The following is a 23,288-nucleotide window of genomic DNA, read 5'->3' as shown; positions in this document are numbered from 1 at the left end:
CAATGAACGAGGATGTAGTACTTAGTGTCAAACAGCTTGAGACAGAGTTCATGACCGATAATGGTCCAGTGAAGATTCTGCATGGTGTGAGCTTTGATGTAAAAAAGGGACGCACACTGGGTTTGGTTGGTGAGTCTGGCTGCGGTAAAAGTGTTACGGCTATGTCCATCATGGGACTGCTACCGAAACCCTATGGACGAGTGATTGGCGGAGAAATCCTTTACCGAGGCACAGACTTGGTAAAGCTCCCACCTAAAGAGATGTACTCGATGCGTGGGGATCGTATTTCGATCATTTTCCAAGACCCGATGACGGCACTAAATCCAGTACACACAGTTGGTAAACAATTGATGGAAGTTCTGGCTTTGCATCGCCCTGAGCTGAATCGTGCTGCTTTGCGTAAACATGCGTTGGAAATGCTAGAGAAAGTTCGCATCCCGATGGCGGATAAACGTTTTGATGAGTATCCGCATAATCTCTCTGGAGGGATGCGCCAGCGAGTGATGATTGCCATGGCGCTGGCTTGTAAACCTGAAGTGTTGATCTGCGATGAGCCGACGACAGCGTTAGATGTCACAGTACAAGCTTCGATCTTAGAACTGATTCAGGATTTGCAGCAAGAAACCGGTATGGCGGTGATTTTTATTACCCATGATTTAGGCGTAGTGGCTGAAGTTTGTGATGAAGTTGCAGTGATGTACGCGGGGAAAGTGGTTGAGCATGCGGATGTGTTTTCCTTGTTCGATGAGCCACAGCACCCGTATACCGAGCGTTTAATGAGCTTAATGCCTAGCTTGGAGCATACTCCCAAGCAACTGATCTCCATTAAGCCTATAGATCCTCAGTTATTTCCGGAGTTTAAGGGGTAATCATGCAAGCGCTACTCAAAATTGAAAACCTTAAACAGCATTTTGTGTCTGGAAAAAAACTGTTCCGACGCGGATATACCGTTAAAGCTGTTGATGGCGTCTCTTTTTCAATCCAGCCAGGAGAAACGTTAGGGCTGGTTGGTGAGTCTGGATGTGGGAAAAGCACATTGGGTCGAACCATACTCAAACTTTTTGAGCCAACGGAAGGGCGCATTTTCTTTGAAGGGCAAGATATCACGCATTTTTCTGCGAAAGTCATGCGCTCATTACGCAAAGAGATGCAAATTGTATTTCAAGATCCGCTTGAGTCGCTTAATCAACGTCACACGGTTGGAATGATATTGGAAGAGCCGTTTATCATTCATGGTGTGGGTAATACTAAAGAGCGTAAACAATGGGTTCTAGAGTTACTTGAAAAAGTGGGATTACCCGCAAATTCGGTTGAACGCTACCCCCATGAGTTTTCGGGCGGACAGCGTCAACGGATCGGGATAGCCCGCGCGATAGCATTAAAGCCAAAATTACTGATTTGTGATGAATCTGTATCGGCCTTGGATGTTTCTGTTCAAGCGCAAATCATTAATTTGCTGCTGACTTTACAGCAGGAAATGAACTTGGCGATTATTTTTATCTCTCATGATTTATCTGTGGTTAAGCAAGTTTCCGATAATATTGCCGTTATGTATTTCGGAAAAATTGTTGAGTATGGCAATGTTCTAGAGGTGTATAACAACCCTAAAAATGACTATACCAAAAAGCTGCTTTCAGCAATCCCGATAACTCACCCTAAATACAGGAGGAAAAGAGAATTAGACCGAAAATAAAGTTTTACTCTTGAATAAAGAACAATTGATGTTTTTCTGCTTGCTGTGAATGATTAATCTATAAAAATAATAATTTAATGAATTTCAGTTAATGATTTTGTCATTAACTGGGGTGGTTTACTGCAAATATTATTTTCAGTAAATCAATTTTTGGTTCGAAATAGAACTGAATTTTTTGGAAGTAAACTATGCACAACATAAAAAAGTGTAGGGTCAATCCTATAACATTTTTAGTTGTTGGCTTTTTTTTCTGCAGCAGCAATGTCATCAGAAGGTGATGCCACAACTCAAAATAGTGATATGGCTTTAAATGAAGAGCAGCAGTGTATGATTTGTCAGCTGTCAGGCTCAGCCACTTTGGCTTATGACAGTAATCTTTATGACAAAGATGACTACCGCTCCATCCGCAATTTGTCATGGAATGGCACGCTGAATTATCCCGTGTCTGAACAGCTACGAGCCTATATTAATGGCGGTGGCTACAGAGTCTTTCAGGATAAAACGGGTACTTACGTGACAGATACCGTAGTCGGTTTAAACTACTCTAATCTCTTCGCTTTCGGTGAAACAGGCCGGTTAGGGCTTGGTGGGCAATTGACTATTCCTACCTCAGAAGCATCACGTGACACGGAGCTTTATACGGCTTTTCGGCTTTCTATGCCGGTGAGTTTTGAAATGCTCGGTGGTCATTATTCTGTCTCACCTAGACTTAGGAAAAATTTCTACAAATACCAAACCATGAATGGACGTGTATTAACAGAATGGGTTTATTCTCTTTCTGTGGATGGAAATTATCAATTTGATAATTTGACCCTAGGCATGTCTTTACTTGGTGGTAATGGTACAAGTTATAAAGGGAATAGAAGCCGAGAGTTTGCCTATGCGGCATCACTCTATAGTAATTATAAAATTTCTAGTTCATGGACGGCATCTTTTACTGTATCCAGTGCGGGGTTTTATAGCGACGCAGAGCGAGGAACTCTTGGAAATTTAGATTTATTTGATACGGATAAAGCGACTTATATCGCGCAACTTACGTATTCGTTTTAGGGAATTAATATAAGGAAGTAAACAATGCAATTTAAGCGTATTGCGTTGGCATCAGCTATTACCGGTATTTTGTCTGGTTGTGGTGCGGATGACCAACCCTATGAATATATATCCAAACCCAGTAATTCTTACACCAGAGATCAAGTGAAAACAGATCAGGTGTACTTATATATGCCATCTATGGCTCATGCTCCACGTTATGCTGGCTCAATGGCCCCATTTATGCAGGGGCAGGAGAAGTTAGTTACTGTTGCATTTGAAGCCAATAATGACAGTGCAAAATCGGGTGAAATTAAGGTTCGCATGATTAGCCCTGATGTCATCAGTCAAGGCGAAATTGATGAAAAAGCGCTAGGCCGTTGGATTGAAAGAGCGGATGATCAAAGCCTTGTACTCTCTATTCCTGTTGACTACGTTGACTATCAATGTAAAGAAAACGATTACAACGAATGTACGAATAAAGAAGAGCAAGTTGATAACAACGAAGTACCTTGGCATCAGCGCGCTTATTTTGAACCTGATTTTACTAAAACAACCATCGCAGAAGCATCATGGAATGATTTGCTGACATTTGCCGAAGGTTGTTATACCAAGGTTGGTACGCCGCGCTTAGCGATTGATCCAAGTACAGGCTGGAAAGGTTACGAGATCACAACGGATGGCGTACTTAACTTTGAATTGATGCAGGACTACCGAGTTACGAATAACTGGAACTGTATGCTTAATGCTTTAGACAGTAATGACTATGATATCGACAAACTGTCATTTAGCGTCTCCCAATTCTACTCCTTGGTTCCGTTAGATCTTGTTCGCTCTCCATCTCAAAATACCAATACTGCTCGCAGTGCTTCGCGTGGTGTTTATGAGCCTGTCATTTATTTAAAAGGTGATGAAGACACGTTCGGTTTCTTTGCAAATGAAGTCGGTAGACCCGATCCTTCTTATGTTGATGGACAGTTCGATCAAACGTTCCAGTACCTGCACCGTTTTAATCCTAAGCAGCCTTATATTGATTACCATCTGTCAGATAGCTTTGACCAAAATGCAGAAACACTGTTTTTCAAACAGGTGACCAAAGACGTTATTGCACTCATCAACCCACAATTGGTGAAAGTGGGTGTGCCGCAAATTCGTCTACACGAACCCAGTGGTAAGCAGTCAGGCGATTTACGCTACAACGTTATCAATCTGATTGATGAGCCTTTAGATAACGGTTTGGCTGGTTATGGCCCTTCAGCGGTTAACCCATTAACGGGTGAAATCGTGCATGCTCACGTGAACCAGTATTCAGGTGTTCTACGTTCTATATCGGATATTTTGTGGGATCGCATAGCAAACGACTATAACCGTGGTCGTGTGACTACTGTAAATGCCTCTTCAACCACAAATACAGCATCTTCAACGACTGATACACCAGTAAGTAATGGTGCTGGTGTGAGCCATTATGATAGTCAAAGAAATGTTGATGTTACTGAAGCGACAAACCTAGACCAAGCACAAGCGCTTCCGATGGCTTATCAGTCGTTGGCAGATGTTGTTAAAGCAGTACAAGAAGAACTGACTTATGGTCAAGAAGATGTTTCTTTCGAAGAAATGTCAGCACTGCGCGAACTGGAGCGTCGTTTGTGGGCAGAAAACAACATGTATCCTGTCTCCGAACTACGTGCAGGGGCAACACTAAAATCTCTGCCAACGACGATAGGTGGTATTACCTTCAACTTCCAAGATAAAAGCTTGTGGAAGAATGGGGAAGTGGGTGTTGTCGGTAAGCTTAAAGAGTGGAATGAGTTAAACGAGAAGCAGCAAGCTGATCTTGGTTTGTTTATTACAGGCGTTTTCTACGCGAAGACACTGGTTCATGAGCTCGGCCATAACTTCGGTTTACGTCATAACTTTAAAGGCAGTAACGATGCTAACAACTACTTCGCTCAAAGTGAATTGGCTGAGCATGGGCTACGAACAGTGCCTGGTTACTCTTCGATCATGGATTACAACCCTTCGATGCTTAATGCATTAGCGGTGTTTGGTCCGTATGACTTGGCGGCATTACGTTTTGGCTACAAACGACAAGTTGAAGCACAAAAAACTGTAATCAATGGCGACAATACTCAATCAGTGACAAAAGTTTATCTTCATGCGGGGGCTTTTGATGAGCAACTACGTCAAGAAGCACTCAATCCTTTCGCTTCACCATCTTCACTGACTTATGACGGTGCAATAAAAGCGTTGGAAACTGTGCATCCAGACAAGCCAATGCGTGATTTTCTATATTGTACCGATGGCAACGTAAGCCTTAATGATGACTGTAATCGCCATGATGAGGGGCGTAACCGTGCTGAAATTATGGCATTTAAACTCGAAAGTTATGAGGACAACTACTACAAACGAACCCTGCGAGGAATGAGTGATCGCTTCTCTGAATCAACGGCGATGAAATATGCTGAACGTCGTGTAAGTGAATTCATGGATTGGCGAAACTCGTTACATATTTTTGATCGTTATCAGAACCTTGTGTTTACAACGCCACTTTCTAATGTACAGATGTTGGGACTGCCGATCGGTAATGCTGACTACTGTGCTAACCAAGCAAATGCCACAGTATGGCCATTCGAAGTCTTATGTGGTTCGCCTAAATCAGTGGATATGGCAAGGGATAAGCTTATCAACATTTTGCTGACACCTGACCATACTTGTGAGCTTAAAGCAGCAGATGGCACCATTAGTTATCGTGCATTGGCTGACATTATCAGTGTCTATTCTCAGCGTAATAACTTCCCGATTAACTATGTGCCGACTTCGTGCTTTGACGATACGGTTAAACAGAGTTTAGCTGCGGATCTTACCGTAGTGGGTGAGCTTGGTAAGTATCTAAATAGTGGTAAGGCTCCGCGTCCAGCACCAGTGAACAACTACAGCAACTTTATCGATTACATTGGCCATTGGCCTGATATCTTGGCCGCTTCAGTTGCTTTGGTGGATCGTGTAGGGAAACGTGAATCGACGGATCGTTCTACTAAGTCATTGATTGAACTACCAGATGTCTACGGGTTGAAAGATGGTTATTATCAGTTCTCAGCTAGCGGATATATGTTGTTAGATACCCTTATTCTTGGTGAAACTTTACTGTGGTTGAACTTTAAAGATTCAGAAGGTAACTATCATCCTGCTCAAGGTGATTTCACGACTTTCTCGTGGAGTAACAAAATTGATCGTATGCCTTACTCTGGGAGCTATCCAGTACGTAAGTCATTTGGATTACCACGGTATGAAGAAGTGCCACTCAACAAAGCGATCCTGACCGCAATGGTACTGCATTCAGCCGGAAATATGGTTGACCAACGTGATGAAGTATTCGCTCGTTCAATCACGATGCGTAGTGAATCAGTAGGTTCAGGTGATGGAGTAAGAACTTTTGTACGCAGTAATGGAGCAACGTACTATGCGACGAAAGAAAACCGCTATGCATGGTACATGCTGGGTTTCACAAAAGACTATAAAGCATTGACCGATGTAGAGGCGGAAATTAACGCCGATCCAGCTTCTACGAAGAAACTGGAAGATGTAACTCTAACAACGATTAAGCTAGCGGATTTCCAAGATGCAGCGAAACGCAAAGATTTGGAAAAACAATATCGCTACCAGTTGCAATCGTTACAGTATTTACCGATTTACAACCGTACTTCGTACTTACGTGATGACTTAGCGGCTCACTAAGATCGCCCAAAGTGAAAGCAAGCCCTACCTCATGGTAGGGCTTTATTTTGGGGAGCTAATTGAAAGAAGGAATCCCACTATGGAACTTAAAATCATTATCTGGGCTAGAAATAAGTTCTGCTTCGATTTTTCCAAAGTAGGCAACTCGCTCTGAGATGTCGTAGCCTGCAATCTGCTCTGCAAGTTGCAAATAATCTTGGTAATGGCGTGCCTCAGAACGCAGCAAAGAAACATAGAATTTCGCCATATCGTCATCAAGAAATGGAGCTAATTTGGCAAAGCGTTCACAAGAGCGAGCCTCGATATACGCCCCAACAATAAGTTTATCAATCAGCGTTTGTGGCTCATGGGTCTTCATGTGTGATAACAACCCTTTCGCATAGCGACTCGCGGGTATCGATTCATATTCCACATCACGAGCCTGCATGATTTCCAAAACTTGGTAAAAGTGGTGCAGTTCTTCTTTGATCAGCAATACCATTTTATCAATTAAATCTTGGCTATAAGGCGAGTCTGATTTGGCGATGATGGCTTTTGAAATTTGGCTTTTGCCTTTTAACGATTCAATGGTACCGAGCTTCCGGTAAGCGAAATCTTCATAAGGTTTAAACCAATCGAGCAACGACAGCTCACTCTCTTTATCCACTGCATATTTACGGATGAGGAACATGGCTGATTGCCCGGCTTTCAGCTCGCAAAGCAAATGATCTAACAGCAGAATACGGAGGTTTTCAGGCTTCCGCGCTTCTGCTACCCATTCATCAGGAGTAGGGCATTGCAAAAAACGGCTGATTGGTTCTAAGAGTTGTTGAATAGCAGATGGTTGAATCATGGGCACAATTTAATAAAAAGGCCGCGTTAGCGGCCTGAAGTTAATCAAGTCAATATCGCGCGGTATGTTACCACTTTTTCTTTTCGCCAAAGAGTACGTCCATGTCACTTTTGCGTTCATTTTCTTCAATCTGTTGAAGATCTGAAGCACTTTTGTGCTGACGTTTCTGTTCTAGATCATCGTACATGGTCTGAAGTTTTTCACGTGCTTGGTTAGAGTAACTGTCATTTTTAGCCGCTAGTACATCAATCCCTTTACGGAGCAATTGAATCGCAGTCCCCGGTTGGCCACGTAGAATCGAGTCGTTTGCACGTTTGATTACGTTTTCGATGTTAATGCGGATCTGAATGGTCTCTAAGCGAGCATTTTCTGCTACATAAGCTTGAGTTTCAAAACGCCCTTTATTGTGCTCACTGCGGATGGTATCACGCAGACGCTTCACCAATTTCAGCATGATGATGGCTTGTTTATCACTGCTTGGCACTTTAAACGAAGTACTTTCACCACCTGGATGGTTCTGTTGAAGGTGACTGATTTGTCCCTTCATGTTCTCAATACGTTGAGCCAGTTGTTTATTCTTGGGGTCAAGGTCATACATGCTTTGCAGCGCATCTAGGATGCGGTTATTCAAGCACACCAAAAGTTCTTTACTGAAGGGGAGGTGATGAGCATTACCAATCAAGTCTTCAGTTGCATCAATAATCGCAACAAAGCGTGAAGACTCTTGCTTCTTGGCACTTTCTACTTTCACCCTGTATTGCAACATGATGTTGTAGCCAAGAACCAAAATAAGCAAAATGGCCACCAGAGCAATGATTAAACCTATATTCATAAAATCCGTATCTTCAGTTTTGAATGGCTAACGATTAAGGATACACGCTCGATGTGATCCCGACAATTTACTCTGTTGATTATTCCTGTTTTATCAAGCAAAAACCGCTTTCCCTCGATGAGTTTGAGTGTTGCGTGGCAAATTTTTCACCGAATACGCAAAACGCTGAATATTCAAATCACGCTTCTTTCGATAAGTGCTAGGAATTGTCGTCTCGAAACGTTATAACTAATAATTATAAAATATGTGTATGTGTGGCAACTCACCGCAAGGGATTATGGGAAAAAGATGAAACTGCAGCAGTTAAAGTACATTGTGGAAGTGGTCAATCACAATTTGAATGTGTCTGCGACCGCGGAAAACCTCTATACCTCTCAGCCTGGGATTAGTAAGCAGGTGAGGCTCTTAGAAGACGAGCTTGGAATTCAAATTTTTGAGCGTAGTGGCAAGCATTTAACACAAGTGACTCCTGCGGGTGAGCATATTGTGCGAATTGCGACTGAGATCTTATCGCGAGTGGAAAGTATCAAAGCTGTTGCAGCTGAACACACTCACCCAGAGATGGGCACGTTAAATATCTCAACGACACACACTCAAGCCAGATATGCGCTACCTGAAGTAATTAAAGGTTTCACGAAACGTTACCCAAAAGTTTCTTTGCACATGCACCAAGGCACGCCAACCCAAATGTCGGAAGCGATTGCTAAAGGTACGGCAAATTTCGCGATTGCCACTGAAGCCTTACACCTGTACCAAGATGCGATCATGTTGCCTTGTTACCACTGGAATCGTTCGATTGTAGTGCCTAAAGATCACCCGCTGACGAAGAAAGAGCGAGTGACCATTGAAGATTTGGCCAGTTATCCGCTCGTCACTTATGTGTTTGGGTTTACAGGTCGCTCTGAGCTAGATAGCGCCTTTAATCGAGTTGGTATGACCCCGAAAGTGGTGTTCACCGCAACGGATGCCGATGTAATCAAAACATATGTACGTATGGGTATTGGTGTTGGTGTCATTGCCAGCATGGCGGTAGACAAGAAACAAGACACAGATCTTGTTGCAATTGATGCTAGCCATATTTTCAGTGCCAGTACGACCAGCATAGGTTTTCGCCGTGGCACATTCCTGCGTTCTTACATGTTTGACTTTATGGAACGTTTTGCTCCGCATCTTACACGCCCAGTCGTTGAACAAGCGATTTCGCTCAAATCCAATATTGAGATAGCGGAAATGTTTAAAGATATTGATCTGCCTGTGCGTTAACGCGCTTTTACTTCCCCTTCTTTGTGCTTCCTCCTAGAATGGCTCGCCCATCGGGAGGAAGCATGCACTCACAATTTACGTTACTCGATTCGTTTTTAACTCAAACTCAACCATTCTGGCGCTATGAAGCGTTTCACGCTTGCAGAGCGGAAGCATTGCCGTGGGGAGTGCAGCATCCTGCTCTGGATCAATGGCTTAATTCATTAAGTTTGCAGGAAATAGAAGAGTACAAGGCGGATCCGGAACGTTTAACGCAGATTCTGACGGAGTTTTTTCCCTCATTAGCCGAAATCAAAGGTACGATGACTGTGGCTAAGCCGCCTTACATGCCATCTCTTCCTCTACCCAAGCATTTTGATAAAGGGATTCCGGGAAGAAAATGGCAACAAATTGAGGCGATGGGCAAAGTGCTTATTGCACATCACCAAGGTAAACAGTGGTTGGAGTGGTGTTCAGGAAAAGGTTATCTGGGACGTATTTTAGCGAGTGTTAGTCAGCAGCCAGTAGTGAGTTTTGAATATCAAGCGGAACTCTGTCATTCAGGACAGCAAGAAGCTGATGCGCTTAAATTACCTATGCGCTTTGTGCAAGGTGATGCTTTCGCCAATGACTCGGTCAATTTGTTTGAACAAGTTACACATGCTGTCGCGTTGCATGCTTGTGGTGACTTACATGTCAGAATGCTGCAATACGCTACTAGTGCAGGTGTTGAAGCAATCAGCTTCTCTCCATGTTGCTATCACTTAACTCACGACGAGCATTATCAAGCGATGTCGAGTGTCGCACAGAATTCAGTACTCAAACTAACTCGTCAAGAATTGCGTTTACCTATTCAGGAAACCGTCACTGGTGGAGAGAGAGTCAAACGACATCGCCAGCAAGAGATGATTTACCGTTTAGGCTTTGATGCCTTGCTGAGTCAGCAGTTTGGTTTTTCGTCATATGTTTCCGTTCCAAGCATTCAAAAGTCGCAATTGAGCCTTGGGTTTGCAGCATTTTGTGTATGGGCCAGCAAGGAAAAGAGCATTTCTTTAGATTTAGAGTGTGCCGATTTTGCTTACTTTGAACACATTGGTTTTCAGCGTTTTTGGCAGATGGAGCGGGTGAGTTTAGTGCAAGAAGGTTTCCGTCGGCTTCTAGAAATTTGGTTGGTGTTGGATAAAGCACTTTATTTACAAGAAAAGGGCTATCACGTAAGCGTTAGTGAATTTTGTGAGCGTCAGGTAACGCCGAGAAATCTGGTGGTGAATGCACATCGCACCAAAGACTAAAAAAGGAGAGAGCCGATAAAATCGGCTCTCGGAAAGGTTAATTGAACATCGCAATCGCTTTGGCGGGCTCGACGTAATCGAGGCCAAAGTTTTCTGCAACCTCTTTATAAGTCACTTTTCCGTGAATTACGTTGAGGCCTTTTAAAAATCCTGCGTCTTCCAACAAGGCTTTTTGGTAGCCTTTATTGGCGAGCTTAACGATATATGGTAGCGTGGCGTTATTAAGGGCAAAAGTAGAAGTACGCGCCACAGCACCGGGCATATTCGCTACGCAGTAATGAACTACATCATCAACGATATAAGTGGGTTCTGCGTGAGTTGTAGGGTGAGAAGTTTCGAAGCAACCACCTTGATCGATGGCAACGTCAACGACCGCTGAACCTGGTTTCATGCGTTGGATGTGTTGTTTGGTGACCAGTTTGGGAGCAGCAGCGCCGGGGATAAGGACCGCCCCGATGACTAAATCGGCTTCTAATACGTATTTTTCTATAGCATCAGTGGTGGAGTAAACCACGTTAGCTCGGCCTTGAAACTCTTCATCAAGTTTGCGCAGGGTATCGATGTTGCGATCTAAGATAGTGACATCAGCTCGTAGTCCAATCGCCATACGCGCAGCGTTGGCACCTACGACACCGCCACCGATGACGACGACTTTGGCTGGAGCAACACCGGGTACGCCACCGAGCAACAAACCACTACCACCGCGTGATTTTTCGAGGGTTTGAGCGCCAGCCTGAATGGACATTCGGCCTGCAACTTCAGACATAGGTGCGAGTAGTGGTAAGCGACCCATATTATCTGTTACAGTCTCATAGGCTATGCAGACAGCTTTGCTCTTGATTAGCTCTTCAGTTTGTGGAAAATCTGGAGCGAGGTGCAAATAAGTAAATAAAATTTGCCCCTCTTTAAGCATGGCTCGCTCTACAGCTTGAGGTTCTTTGACCTTTACAATCATCTCTGCTTTCGCGAAGACGTCTGCAGCAGTAGGAAGAATGGATGCGCCTACAGCGATGTAATCATCGTCTGAAAAGCCGATGCCGGAACCGGCATTTGTTTCTACGTAAACTTGGTGTCCGTGTGAGACAAGTTCCCGCACGCTGGCTGGAATCATGCCCACACGATACTCGTGGTTCTTGATTTCTTTAGGAACGCCAATGATCATCCTAACTCCTTAGATTTATTTGGTTGTATTGACTATTGTATGGTTGTTCTATCGAATTTATGGCTAGTATAGTAACTAGTCTGAAAAATTTGATGCTGAATATTAAAAAGTTGTAGTATATTTTTTTGCAAGGAAGTAATAAGGTGGAATAAAAAATGGTGGATAGTTATAAGAAGCCGTCTAAGGACTTAGACCGTATTGATCGCAATATATTGAATGAATTGCAGAAAGATGGTCGAATTTCAAACGTAGAATTGTCGAAACGTGTGGGTCTTTCGCCTACACCGTGTCTTGAGCGTGTTCGTCGTCTCGAGCGCCAAGGATTTATTACCGGTTATACCGCGTTATTGAATCCTCAGTATTTGGATGCGTCACTGTTGGTGTTTGTTGAAATTACGTTAAATCGCGGTGCGCCCGATGTGTTTGAACAGTTTAATACCGCAGTACAAAAGCTGGATGATATTCAAGAGTGTCACCTCGTTTCGGGTGATTTTGACTATCTGCTAAAAACCCGTGTATCGGATATGGGCGCCTATCGTCGTTTGTTAGGTGATACTCTACTTCGTCTACCTGGGGTGAATGACACACGTACTTACGTGGTCATGGAAGAAGTGAAGCAAACCAACCAATTAGTGATTAAAACTCGCTAGCCTTAAGCGAATGTTGGAGATCTTTCCACATTCTGACTTTCGCGAATTGGGTTTTTGCCCTTGATATGGTTAAATCTTCAAACAAACCGAGCGGCGTTAGCCGCTCGGACTGTTTCAACGCCATGAAACTGCGTATAGTGTTGCGCAGAATGGCCTTAATCATATTCAAGTTGGTTTATGTTCAAAGAGAACAAAAATAAAGTCGAAACCATTATTAAAACGAGCGAAGAGGCTGCATCTCCTCGTCTCAATGGCTCACAACGTCTTAAAGAAAGCGGGTTAATCTTAGCTTTCTTGTCTTCTATTTTCCTTGCAATTGCCCTGTTCAGTTTTAATCCTGCTGATCCTTCATGGTCACAGACCGCGTGGGGGGCTGATATCCATAATGCGGGCGGTTTACTTGGGGCATGGCTGGCAGATACATTGTTTTTTGTGTTCGGTTCATTAGCTTATCCGTTACCATTCATTATTGCGTTTGCTGCGTGGGTTGTTTTACGAAAGCGCGATGAAGGTGAAGAAATTGATTTTACGCTTTGGGGAACAAGGCTTCTTGGCTTATCTATCGTCTTACTGACCAGTTGTGGCTTAGCCGATATTAACTTCGATGATATTTGGTATTTTTCTTCTGGCGGCGTGATTGGTGATGTTCTTACCAGCCTAGCTTTGCCAACTTTGAATCTATTAGGGACAACACTAGTACTGCTCTTTTTGTGGGGGGCAGGGTTCACACTGTTAACCGGGATTTCTTGGTTACGTATTGTTGAGTGGATTGGTGATCGCAGTATCGCTGCTTTTGTTGGGCTATTTAATCGCTTACGCGGTGAAAAAGCGGAGCGTGTGACTCCTGCTTTAGTTAAACCTGAGTTGCCTGAGGAAGATCTTGAGCCAACATTCTCGTTGACGACCGAACCAGAGGTTGAAGTTGAAGAGCCTTCGCTGAGCCCCCGTCGCTTCAATATTCATATGCCAGAAGAAAGAGAGCAGCCGGAAGTTCGTATCGAACCACAACCTGAACCTGTCGTAATTGCACGCCAACGAGTAGCTACACAGTATGTTCAGCCTGAGCCTGTGTCGTCATCTCGTACGCAGCAATGGAATGCAACCATTGAAGAGTTAGAGCAACAAGCTCGATTGATGGATGATTACGCGGATGAGGATGTAGAACAACCTCTAGCAACAAGTATGGCTGCGTTATCTGACCCCGAACTATCTGTGAGCGCTCCAAGTGTGGATGATGAGGATGACGTAAGTTCAGATAATTTCAGTCACTCGTTCAATATCGATGTGGAAGACGAAGAGGTTGAGCCGAGCATTTCCAATCTAGATTGGTCAGATGAAGAAGACGATTTGGAGGTGGTGCCTTCTGTTACCGCATCTCCCGTTATGGATAGTGATTGGGAAGAGGAAGACGACCCTGATAATCGTGATGTGACAGCATTCCAAAGTATGGTTGCTGAAGCGCAAGCGAGTGCAGTCGCAAAACAGAATCCATTCTTAGTGCAAAAAGCAGTTAATTTACCTAAGCCTACAGAGCCTATGCCAACATTGGAGCTGCTTTACCATCCTGAGAAGCGTGAAAACTTTATTGATCGCGATGCGTTGGAAGAGATCGCTCGCTTGGTTGAATCTAAGTTGGCAGATTACAAAATTCAGGCACAGGTGGTGGATATTTTCCCAGGGCCGGTGATCACCCGTTTTGAATTAGATTTGGCACCGGGCGTTAAAGTAAGCCGAATTTCTAGTCTATCGATGGACTTAGCTCGCTCGCTTTCAGCCATTGCTGTTCGAGTGGTGGAAGTGATTCCTGGTAAACCTTATGTTGGGCTTGAATTGCCAAATATGTCACGCCAGACGGTTTATCTGTCCGATGTTATTGCAAGCCCACAATTTAAAGAGTCTAAATCCCCGACCACCGTAGTGCTTGGACAAGACATCGCAGGTGATGCGGTGGTGGCTGACTTGTCAAAAATGCCTCATGTGCTGGTGGCGGGTACCACGGGTTCTGGTAAGTCGGTCGGCGTTAACGTAATGATTCTGAGTATGCTGTATAAAGCGTCTCCTGAAGATGTACGTTTTATTATGATTGACCCGAAAATGCTGGAGCTTTCTGTCTATGAAGGCATTCCTCATCTCTTAGCGGAAGTTGTGACAGATATGAAGGATGCATCTAACGCACTGCGCTGGTGTGTGGGAGAGATGGAACGTCGCTACAAGCTTATGTCAGTACTGGGTGTACGTAATATCAAAGGTTTCAATGATAAGTTACGTATGGCAGCTGAAGCCGGGCATCCAATCTATGATCCTCTCTGGAAAGAGGGAGATAGTATGGATAGTGAGCCTCCATTGCTTGAAAAACTGCCTTATATCGTGGTCGTTGTGGATGAGTTTGCTGACCTGATGATGGTGGTTGGCAAAAAAGTGGAAGAGTTGATTGCTCGCTTGGCGCAAAAAGCGCGTGCTGCGGGTATTCACCTTATTTTGGCAACACAGCGTCCATCGGTGGATGTGATTACAGGTCTGATTAAGGCCAACATTCCGACTCGTGTTGCTTTCACCGTTTCTACAAAAACGGACTCACGAACGATTTTGGATCAGAGTGGTGCGGAATCTCTGCTTGGTATGGGTGATATGCTTTATTTGCCACCTGGCTCAAGTCATACGATTCGTGTGCATGGTGCATTTGCTTCGGATGATGATGTTCATGCGGTGGTCAATAACTGGAAGGCAAGAGGCAAACCTAATTACATCAGTGAGATTATCCAAGGCGATCATGGCCCAGAAGCTATGTTACCGGGTGAACAATTGGACTCTGATGAAGAGTTGGACCCACTGTTTGATCAAGTCGTTGAACACGTTGTTGAAACGCGTCGAGGCTCTGTCTCTGGTGTGCAGCGTCGCTTCAAAATTGGCTACAACCGAGCGGCGAGGATTGTCGAGCAACTTGAAGCTCAGGGTATTGTCAGCGCGCCGGGGCATAACGGAAACCGTGATGTATTGGCTCCTGCACCAGTACGTGATTAAAAAACAAAAAGGCGCTTAACGCGCCTTTTTTGTGGTCATTAATATGGATCAGTTAGCGCGATGTTTTGGCTACTTGCGCAATGATGAACACGCCTAATGCCAGTAAGTTAGCAGCAAAAATAACGACTAACCATTGAGGCATGGAAAGGGTTAAAAATTGCCATACCACCTTGCTACAGTCACCATACGCTTCAAACAGATTTGGCGCCCATTGATTGAGTGGTGCCCAAGACGGGAAAGAAACAAACAGATCACAAGTTGCAAACGGTGAAGGATTAAATTGGTAGTTAACATGTTCGATGGACAGCATTAACCCCTTGTAGCTGCTTGCTCCCCAAGTGGCAAAGCCTAACCAGCGTAAGAGTGGGTTGGTCGGCGCAATAGCACCGATAATTGCGGCGACTCCAATGCCAAACATAGCAATACGTTCGTAAATACACATCACGCAGGGCGCTAGTAGCATCACATGTTGGAAGTACATTGCACAAAGAGTAAAGAAAACCACAAAAGCCAGCAGTAATAGCCAAGATAGTCGTGATAGAGAAAAGGTTTTAAGTGAGGATAATAAATGCACAGTGAGATCCTTGTTGAAAAAGAAAAGCTCTGAATACTCAGAGCTTTTTATCTTGGAATAGTTTCAGGTTCAACTGAAAATTAGTGGCCACCTTGCAGCAAAGTATTGGCTGCAGGTACAACATGGTGATTGATCCAGCCCATGCTATAGAACAATTCAGTCATCGGCTCTAGCAAGAACATGATACCCATTAGACCAACGATAGATAGTACTATGGTGTATGGGAAAGCCATAATCACCATACGCCCATAAGAAAGGCGGATAAGTGGAGCCAGTGCAGATGTCAGTAAGAATAAGAATGCTGCTTGACCGTTAGGAGTCGCAACGGATGGTAAGTTAGTTCCCGTGTTAATCGCGACAGCCAGTAAGTCAAATTGATCACGAGAGATCATGCCTTCCATTAGAGCGGTTTTCACTTCAGTAATGTAAACCGTACCAACAAACACGTTGTCTGACACCATCGAGAGCAGACCATTCGCCACATAGAACAGAGCGAGCTGCGTGCCATGGTCTTCCACATTCAGTACTGCATCAATAACAGGTTTAAACAGCTCTTGGTCGATAATCACCGCCACCACGGAGAAAAACACAGCGAGCAAAGCAGTAAAAGGCAGAGCTTCTTCAAAGGCTTTACCTAATGAGTGTTCTTCAATTACACCCGTAAAGGCTGTTGCAAGAATGATAACCGACAAACCGATTAAGCCAACAGCAGCCAAGTGCAGAGCTAGACCAACAATCAGCCAAATTGCAATAGCACCTTGAACCCATAATTTTGCAACATCTTGGTTTGTGCGGTTTTTGCGCTCTTCCGAATCAAAATCAAGCAGGATTTGGCGAACGTTTGCAGGTAAGCGAGCACCATAACCAAATAGGCGGAATTTCTCGACGAACACACAAGTCAAAATACCTGCGATAAAGACAGGAACAGTCACGGGTGCCATACGAACTAAGAATTCACCGAAGAGCCAGCCCGCTTGATCAGCAATGATTAAGTTCTGTGGTTCGCCAACCATGGTGGTTACGCCGCCTAGAGCGGTACCAACACCTGCGTGCATAAGCAGTGAACGTAAGAATGCACGGTAGTTTTCCAAGTCATCACGAGTTAACTCAGGGATACCATCATCATGAGTGTGATCGTGAGAAGAGTGGATACTCTGACCTGACGCCACTTTGTGGTAGATAGAGTAGAAACCTACCGCGACGCTAATGATAACGGCAATAACAGTCAGCGCATCAAGGAATGCAGATAGGAAAGCAGCGGTAACGCTAAAGGCCACTGAAAGCAGAACTTTCGAGCGAATGCCGAGTAGGATCTTAGTGAAAATGAACAGCAGAAGCTGTTTCATAAAGTAGATACCAGCCACCATAAATACCAACAGGAGTAGTACTTCAATGTTGGCGACCAGTTCATGCTTTACTTGCCCTGGGCTAGTCATGCCAATCGCAATCGCCTCGATGGCGAGCAAACCACCGGGTTGTAGTGGGTAGCATTTGAGAGCCATGGCAAGGGTGAAAATAAATTCAACTACCAATAGCCAGCCTGCAAGGAAGGGATTGATAAAAAAGAATACGATTGGGTTAATAATAAGAAAAGCAATGATGGCAACTTTGTACCAATCAGGCGCTTTACCAAGGAAATTCTTGATAAACGCATTTCCGAGGGACATCGGCATGATGATTACTCTTAAACTGTTGTTATCGATAGACTTTGTGTCGTGCCTGTTCTCACGAAAACATCCGACTCAGTGTTCAAACAAAATCTTCATCAACAGTGAATTAGAAAGAAAATAATTTCGCTCATTCGATTATATTCTTACCAATTCACTCCTTGAGAAAAACAAGCACTCCGTACTTCGACCGCAACTCTACTTGTCGTTACATAATAGTCAACAACAAATATCATTATGATAAAGACTCAATAAACTTTCGTTAAAAAACGCGATCTAAGTGGTGTAAGCATAGCACAAAGATGATGAAAAATTCATTTAGAAGCCGTGAGTTAGGCGAAATTGAATTTAATACATCTTAACTCTGAAGAAATACCTCTTTGGAGTAAGTTTATTTTGCTAAAAAGAAATAGGAGAGTGTGAGCTGCATTCATTTAATTTCAGGCGCTTTGTGCAGTCGTATTCTAGAAAATTGCTTAACACCCATCTTTTAAGCAAATTGATAACAATGATTCACTCAGGTTAAATTAGAGTAATTACACTATGTTTGCTTTGTGACAAGATTATCGATGCTTGGTTTTCGAGTCGTACTAAGTAGTGGTATGATGAGTGCCATTCGACCCAAGTAAAACAAGAATTGGATAAGTCATTAATGGTCATTAAGGCAAAAAGCCCAGCCGGTTTCGCTGAGAAATATATTATTGAGAGTATTTGGAACGGCCGTTTTCCACCGGGGTCCATCTTACCTGCAGAGCGTGAGCTTTCAGAATTGATTGGTGTTACGCGAACAACATTGCGTGAAGTGCTACAACGTTTGGCACGTGATGGTTGGCTTACCATCCAACACGGTAAACCCACCAAAGTGAACCAGTTTATGGAAACCTCCGGTCTGCATATTCTGGATACTTTGATGACTCTTGATGCGGACAATGCCACCAGTATTGTTGAAGACCTTCTGGCAGCAAGAACCAATATCAGTCCAATTTTTATGCGTTACGCCTTTAAGCTCAATAAAGAGAGCGCTGAGCGGATCATGATCAATGTGATTGAATCTTGTGAAGCTTTAGTGAATGCGCCTTCATGGGATGCTTTTATTGCGGCTTCTCCGTATGCGGAAAAAATTCAGCAGCACGTTAAAGAAGATAACGAGAAAGATGAGCTGAAGAGACAGGAAATCTTGATCGCGAAGACGTTTAATTTCTATGACTACATGCTGTTCCAACGTTTGGCTTTCCATTCAGGTAACCAAATTTATGGCTTGATTTTTAACGGATTGAAGAAATTGTATGACCGCGTGGGCAGTTACTATTTCTCTAATCCACAAGCGCGCGAACTGGCCATGGATTTTTACCGTCAACTGTTAGCAGTATGCCAAAGTGGAGAGCGTGAGCAGTTACCTCACGTGATCCGTCAATATGGTATTGCAAGTGGTCATGTCTGGAATCAGATGAAAACGACTCTGCCATCGAACTTTACGGAAGATGATTGCTGATTCAGCAAGATCGTTATAAAAAAAGCCCGCATTGCGGGCTTTTTTGTTGTCATCCCTAAACCACCGCTTTTAGCGGCTGTCTTTTATTGTCATTCCTAAACCATCACCACCTATGGCGGTGACGATTTAGATTATGGTTAATTACCGCCAGCGGCTTTGAACCATTGGGTTAAATGTGTTTTCAGATCTTTCAACTCATCTGGGCCAATGAGCGCTAGACCTAAATCTTCGGCACGAGTAATGTCGTTGTGACGCAGAGGACGGAAGCTGACCAACATGGCTCGGGCTTGTAAGCCGCCCAGTAAGTCACGCAGTGACTCCAATTTGTATAGCGTATCGTCACCATCATCACGCATACCTTTGGTCTTACATTCAATGATATGCAGCTTGTTATTGACGACGGTAGCAACATCCAACTCATTACGTACTTCTCTATCTCCGAGTTGGCGATAGACTTGTACATTCAAAGAGCGATCTTGGATTGTAGGCAAATCGTCTTGAATCTGTTTAACCGTACTATGAACCAGTGTTTCTAGCCATTCTCCGTTAGCAAAGCGACGAGCTTCTTCGCTGCTAAACGTAAGAATACCGTTTTCATAACTTGCGATGTTCGCTTCGACCAGATCGGTGAGGAGCAGATTGAGTTCGCGATAACCTTGTTGCTTGTCAGAGAGCTCCACATCAAGTCGCTGCTCTTTACGGCAAGTCGTGGCTAGGTAGTTTAATGTGGCAAGGCCAGGGCCTAATTCCAAAGCATTCCCAGCCCAGCGTTCACCTAATTGATAAAGCTGCTGATCCAGTTGCGGTGGTAGTTGATGCTCATTAAATTCGCCACGCGCACCAAAAATGGTTAGATAATCGGCAATGGTGATGCGGTCTTGAACTTGAGTATCTTGATTACCATCGGGATAGAGCCAACATAGGCAGTCACTATTGGGTTCAACTACGAAAATTGGCCAATGATAGCTGCGGAAGATTTCGTAAGCGGAGAGAAGTCGGTGACGCAATCCACAGCTGGCATTGAACTTTACCTCTTCGCCACGCTCTTTCAGTGTCTCAGCAAGATGGCGGATAGCACTTTTGATGGCAGAGGTATTGGCTCCAGCTGGGATTTCGAAGAAGTCCGTCGAGATATTTCGCTTGTGTAAAACCTCACTGAGGCGTTGGAAAATCAGTTTTTGGGTCTGGTCGCCAATAAAAATAATGTGGCGGCTGAGGGTCCGGTTATCGAGCAGCGGCGTGACTAGACGAACCGGATCCTGATCGATAATACCTACGTGAATTGCCATATAGTATCCTCATGATTTGCTTGCATGAGTGGAGAGAAAAGTGGCGCAAGCTTTGTTACTCATATAACGATGAGGGGATGAAAAAACAAGAGCGACTCAGATTAAAAGCCGCTCTTTGTGGAAAAATTGACAGTTAGGGCACAGAGAGTCTGTGAGAGTTAGAGTTTGAAACGATGCACTAACTCACTTTGTTGGTTTGCCAGCGAAGTCAAATTGGCACTGGTTTGCGCTATTTGAGACATAGCTTGATAGCTTTCATCCGAGATATGGTTGATGTCTTCAATGCTGCGTGCAATTGAAGTAGTCGTTTCGTTTTGTTCACCTGCCGCTTGAGAAATGTGAGTACTCATATGGCTGATTTCGATGATCAGTGCCTGTATTTCTTCCATGGCACTGTTAGCATGCGAAGCTTGCTCGACCGACAACTCCATATCCTGCATACAGCTTTCAATAACTTTGCTCGCTAATGAAGAGCTGGATTGAAGATTGCTGATCATAGACTCGATCTCAGAGGTCGATTGTGTAGTACGTTGGGCAAGTACACGCACTTCATCTGCTACTACCGCAAAGCCGCGGCCTTGTTCGCCTGCTCGTGCAGCTTCGATGGCTGCGTTAAGGGCTAGAAGATTGGTTTGTTCGGCAATATTCCGGATCACATCCAGAATCGAACCGATCTGGCTACTCATCTTGCGTAAGTCACCTACCGCTTCAACCGACTCAATCAAACGTGTTTCAAGCTGACGAATTGTGCTGATATTGGTACTCATGATTTGGCGGCCGGATTCCGATGCCGTTTCCACCTGCTGTACCATGGCTAATGAGTTCTGAGCACTGCTGGCCACTTCTTCTACTGAATGTGCCATTTCAGTCATTGCAGCAGCCACGGTGGAAGTCTGCTCACGTTGGCTGTTCAATTTACTTTGTGCACTGATCGAGGTGGTTTGATTGTTTGAGGCTGTAGCGGTCAAATCATCGGATGCACTGTTCAGCTTGACCAATATGTCGTGCAAGCTATCGGCGAGGGTATTGATATGGCGACTCAAACGGCTGAATTCGTTGTTGTAACGTATCTCAATGCGCTGGGTCATATTGCCTTGTGTCAGGCTTTCTAGCGCTCTCAAAATACGAGTCACCGGTTCGCGCACACTGTGCGCAATGTGGTAACCAATAGCGGTAGCTAAAATCACTACTGCGATGCCGATAATAATCGCTTTGATCGTGCCTTGTTGGTAAACCGAGCCTGCTTCCGCCAGTGATTGGTTGAGATCATCAGTGGCCGTTTGGTTAAATGCACCCAAAATCGTCATCGCCTTATCGACTTCGCTAGCAAGATTCGCAATGTTGTTATAAAGCGCAGCACGAGCTTGCAGGTACTCATTGTGCTGATCGAGTACACCACCTTTCTGGCCAATATCTTGAGTGAATTTGGCAACGGAATCATCAAAGCGTTCTTTCAACTCTGGCATTTGTGTGGCAAGGCCACGGTAAGCATAGTTAAGGTGAGTGACCGCTTTTTTGTTCTGGTTAACAGCTTTTTCAACAAAAGCCACGTCTGAACTGGCGAGAGCATCAGAGGTAATGACCTCTGCATCTTTCAGTTTGATGAAATAGCTTTTTGCCATCACTTTGACAGAAATGCTGTCATTGCCATCCACGAACTCTTTCATCCCGACACTTAACTCTGAATGTAAGCGCTGGAATTCACGGGTCGATTTCTGGACAGAAGCTTGAGCTGCAAACATAGCCTGATAGTTGTCCATCGCAAGATCGGCTTCTTTAAAATAACGTGCCTCGAGTTGCTTCAACTCTGCGATGGGTTGTTCAAGTTCGGGATGGTTCTGACTGGCTTGGCTGAGATCGTTCAGTACAGATTGAAAGTGTTGTTTAGAATTGGAAAACTCCTGACGCATACCATCCATGCGTGCCGTATCTTGCGTTGTCAGAAAATCTTTGAATGATTTATCCGCAGACAATAACTGAACACTGGTCTGGTTCGATAAAGAGACTAGAGGGAGCGCCGTTTGTGATACGCTTTCAAAATTGCTGTGAATCTGACTCATCCCGCGCAACATGATCGCCACAGTAACCACGAACATGATAATAATTAGCGCAAAACCCGCATACATTCGCCTGATAACGGAACCCTGCATATTTTCTCTCCCTCGAACATCAATCATTGTTATAAAAATGCATTAAAAGACAAATTTGTCTTAAAAAATTAACAAAATAATCATTATTGTATTGAGGTTGCGAATCGCATTTTATGACCGATGCGGCAAAAACTACCTTTCACCAGTGAGCTTGCTCAGGTTCTTTTAACTGTACGGTGTTTTTTATTGAGCTTTAGTATGCCTTGACGCATACTCAAGCCAGAAAAATTCTCAATCAAAACCTTCGTATGGAGTACGTCATGGCGGAAGAAACCATTTTCAGCAAAATCGTTCGCAGAGAAATTCCTGCTGATATTCTTTATCAAGATGAGCTTGTTACGGCATTTCGCGATATTCATCCGCGTGCGCCAAGCCATATTTTGATCATCCCGAATAAGCTGATCCCGACGGTCAATGATGTGGAAGTGGAAGACGAGTTAGCGCTAGGTCGTATGTTTACTGTTGCCAAGAAAATTGCGGAGCAAGAAGGTATTGCAGAAAACGGTTATCGTTTGATCATGAACTGCAATTCACACGGCGGTCAGGAAGTCTACCACATCCATATGCATTTAGTGGGAGGCCGCCCACTTGGACCTCTGTTGATGGGCTAAGCTAGCGTACTCATGTA

17 protein-coding genes are annotated in these 23,288 nt (G+C 44.2%); 10 read left to right on the top strand and 7 right to left on the bottom strand.

All coding sequences use genetic code 11. The features are described 5' to 3' along the window. The first annotated feature begins 2 nt into the window (after positions 1-2). The 4 genes from D908_RS13295 to D908_RS13310 all read left to right on the top strand — a co-directional run bounded on the left by D908_RS13295 (position 3) and on the right by D908_RS13310 (position 6,457). Positions 3-869 (top strand): ABC transporter ATP-binding protein, encoded by an 867-nt coding sequence (locus tag D908_RS13295; protein ID WP_005523515.1) that lies wholly within the window; start codon positions 3-5, stop codon positions 867-869. Between the two features lie 2 nt (positions 870-871). Continuing rightward, positions 872-1,693 (top strand): ABC transporter ATP-binding protein, encoded by an 822-nt coding sequence (locus D908_RS13300; protein ID WP_005523513.1) that lies wholly within the window; start codon positions 872-874, stop codon positions 1,691-1,693. A 261-nt stretch (positions 1,694-1,954) separates the two neighbouring features. Beyond that, the gene (locus D908_RS13305) at positions 1,955-2,743 is read left to right on the top strand and encodes a hypothetical protein (protein ID WP_005523511.1); all 789 of its coding nucleotides are present in this window, start codon (positions 1,955-1,957) and stop codon (positions 2,741-2,743) included. Between the two features lie 24 nt (positions 2,744-2,767). Next, entirely contained in the window at positions 2,768-6,457 is a 3,690-nt protein-coding gene (locus D908_RS13310; RefSeq protein ID WP_005523509.1) for a zinc-dependent metalloprotease, read from the top strand. Positions 6,458-6,512: 55 nt separating this feature from the next. On the opposite strand, the gene miaE is transcribed toward D908_RS13310, so the two are convergent. Together miaE and D908_RS13320 are read right to left on the bottom strand one after the other, a co-directional pair. Next, positions 6,513-7,289 carry a tRNA isopentenyl-2-thiomethyl-A-37 hydroxylase MiaE gene (gene miaE, locus D908_RS13315; RefSeq protein ID WP_005523507.1) on the bottom strand — a complete coding sequence of 259 codons (777 nt, stop codon included), beginning with the start codon at positions 7,287-7,289 and terminating at the stop codon, positions 6,513-6,515. 67 nt (positions 7,290-7,356) lie between these two features. Further along, entirely contained in the window at positions 7,357-8,121 is a 765-nt protein-coding gene (locus tag D908_RS13320; RefSeq protein ID WP_001020609.1) for a hypothetical protein, read from the bottom strand. A 288-nt stretch (positions 8,122-8,409) separates the two neighbouring features. On the opposite strand from D908_RS13320, the gene cysB reads away from it, so the two are divergent. Both cysB and D908_RS13330 read left to right on the top strand, forming a co-directional pair. Continuing rightward, on the top strand, positions 8,410-9,384 hold the full coding sequence (cysB, locus tag D908_RS13325) for an HTH-type transcriptional regulator CysB (RefSeq protein ID WP_000776220.1): 975 nt from the start codon (positions 8,410-8,412) through the stop codon (positions 9,382-9,384). A 62-nt stretch (positions 9,385-9,446) separates the two neighbouring features. Next, on the top strand, positions 9,447-10,655 hold the full coding sequence (locus D908_RS13330) for a methyltransferase (protein ID WP_005523505.1): 1,209 nt from the start codon (positions 9,447-9,449) through the stop codon (positions 10,653-10,655). 37 nt (positions 10,656-10,692) lie between these two features. Here the strand turns inward: D908_RS13330 and ald are convergent, their stop codons facing one another. Further along, positions 10,693-11,817, bottom strand: coding sequence for an alanine dehydrogenase (gene ald / locus D908_RS13335; RefSeq protein WP_000583515.1), 1,125 nt, complete (start codon positions 11,815-11,817; stop codon positions 10,693-10,695). A 155-nt stretch (positions 11,818-11,972) separates the two neighbouring features. Here ald and lrp point away from each other — a divergent pair, with 155 nt between their 5' ends. Then, positions 11,973-12,467 carry a leucine-responsive transcriptional regulator Lrp gene (gene lrp / locus D908_RS13340; protein WP_000228498.1) on the top strand — a complete coding sequence of 165 codons (495 nt, stop codon included), beginning with the start codon at positions 11,973-11,975 and terminating at the stop codon, positions 12,465-12,467. Positions 12,468-12,644: 177 nt separating this feature from the next. Further along, the gene (locus tag D908_RS13345) at positions 12,645-15,488 is read left to right on the top strand and encodes a DNA translocase FtsK (RefSeq protein ID WP_005523502.1); all 2,844 of its coding nucleotides are present in this window, start codon (positions 12,645-12,647) and stop codon (positions 15,486-15,488) included. Positions 15,489-15,540: 52 nt separating this feature from the next. Here D908_RS13345 and dsbB read toward each other — a convergent pair whose 3' ends face one another. Then, entirely contained in the window at positions 15,541-16,062 is a 522-nt protein-coding gene (gene dsbB / locus D908_RS13350; RefSeq protein WP_005523500.1) for a disulfide bond formation protein DsbB, read from the bottom strand. 80 nt (positions 16,063-16,142) lie between these two features. Next, positions 16,143-17,735: a Na(+)/H(+) antiporter NhaB gene (gene nhaB / locus D908_RS13355; RefSeq protein ID WP_001132258.1), complete on the bottom strand. Its 1,593-nt coding sequence runs from the start codon at positions 17,733-17,735 to the stop codon at positions 16,143-16,145. A gap of 646 nt (positions 17,736-18,381) precedes the next feature. Here nhaB and fadR point away from each other — a divergent pair. After that, complete coding sequence (gene fadR, locus D908_RS13360; RefSeq protein ID WP_000234815.1) at positions 18,382-19,221, top strand: fatty acid metabolism transcriptional regulator FadR; 840 nt, start codon at positions 18,382-18,384, stop codon at positions 19,219-19,221. 137 nt (positions 19,222-19,358) lie between these two features. On the opposite strand, the gene D908_RS13365 is transcribed toward fadR, so the two are convergent. Both D908_RS13365 and D908_RS13370 read right to left on the bottom strand, forming a co-directional pair. Beyond that, complete coding sequence (locus D908_RS13365) at positions 19,359-20,510, bottom strand: DUF1887 family protein (protein ID WP_000974444.1); 1,152 nt, start codon at positions 20,508-20,510, stop codon at positions 19,359-19,361. 158 nt (positions 20,511-20,668) lie between these two features. After that, positions 20,669-22,660 carry a methyl-accepting chemotaxis protein gene (locus tag D908_RS13370; protein WP_005518856.1) on the bottom strand — a complete coding sequence of 664 codons (1,992 nt, stop codon included), beginning with the start codon at positions 22,658-22,660 and terminating at the stop codon, positions 20,669-20,671. 260 nt (positions 22,661-22,920) lie between these two features. Between D908_RS13370 and hinT the strand changes: the two genes are divergently transcribed. Then, entirely contained in the window at positions 22,921-23,271 is a 351-nt protein-coding gene (gene hinT / locus D908_RS13375) for a purine nucleoside phosphoramidase (protein ID WP_000807130.1), read from the top strand. Positions 23,272-23,288 lie beyond the last annotated feature (17 nt).

Source organism: Vibrio mimicus CAIM 602 (assembly GCF_000338875.1).
GTDB lineage: Bacteria > Pseudomonadota > Gammaproteobacteria > Enterobacterales > Vibrionaceae > Vibrio > Vibrio mimicus.
The sequence above is the reverse complement of the archived record's forward strand: the minus strand, read 5'-3'. Positions and strand labels throughout refer to the sequence as shown.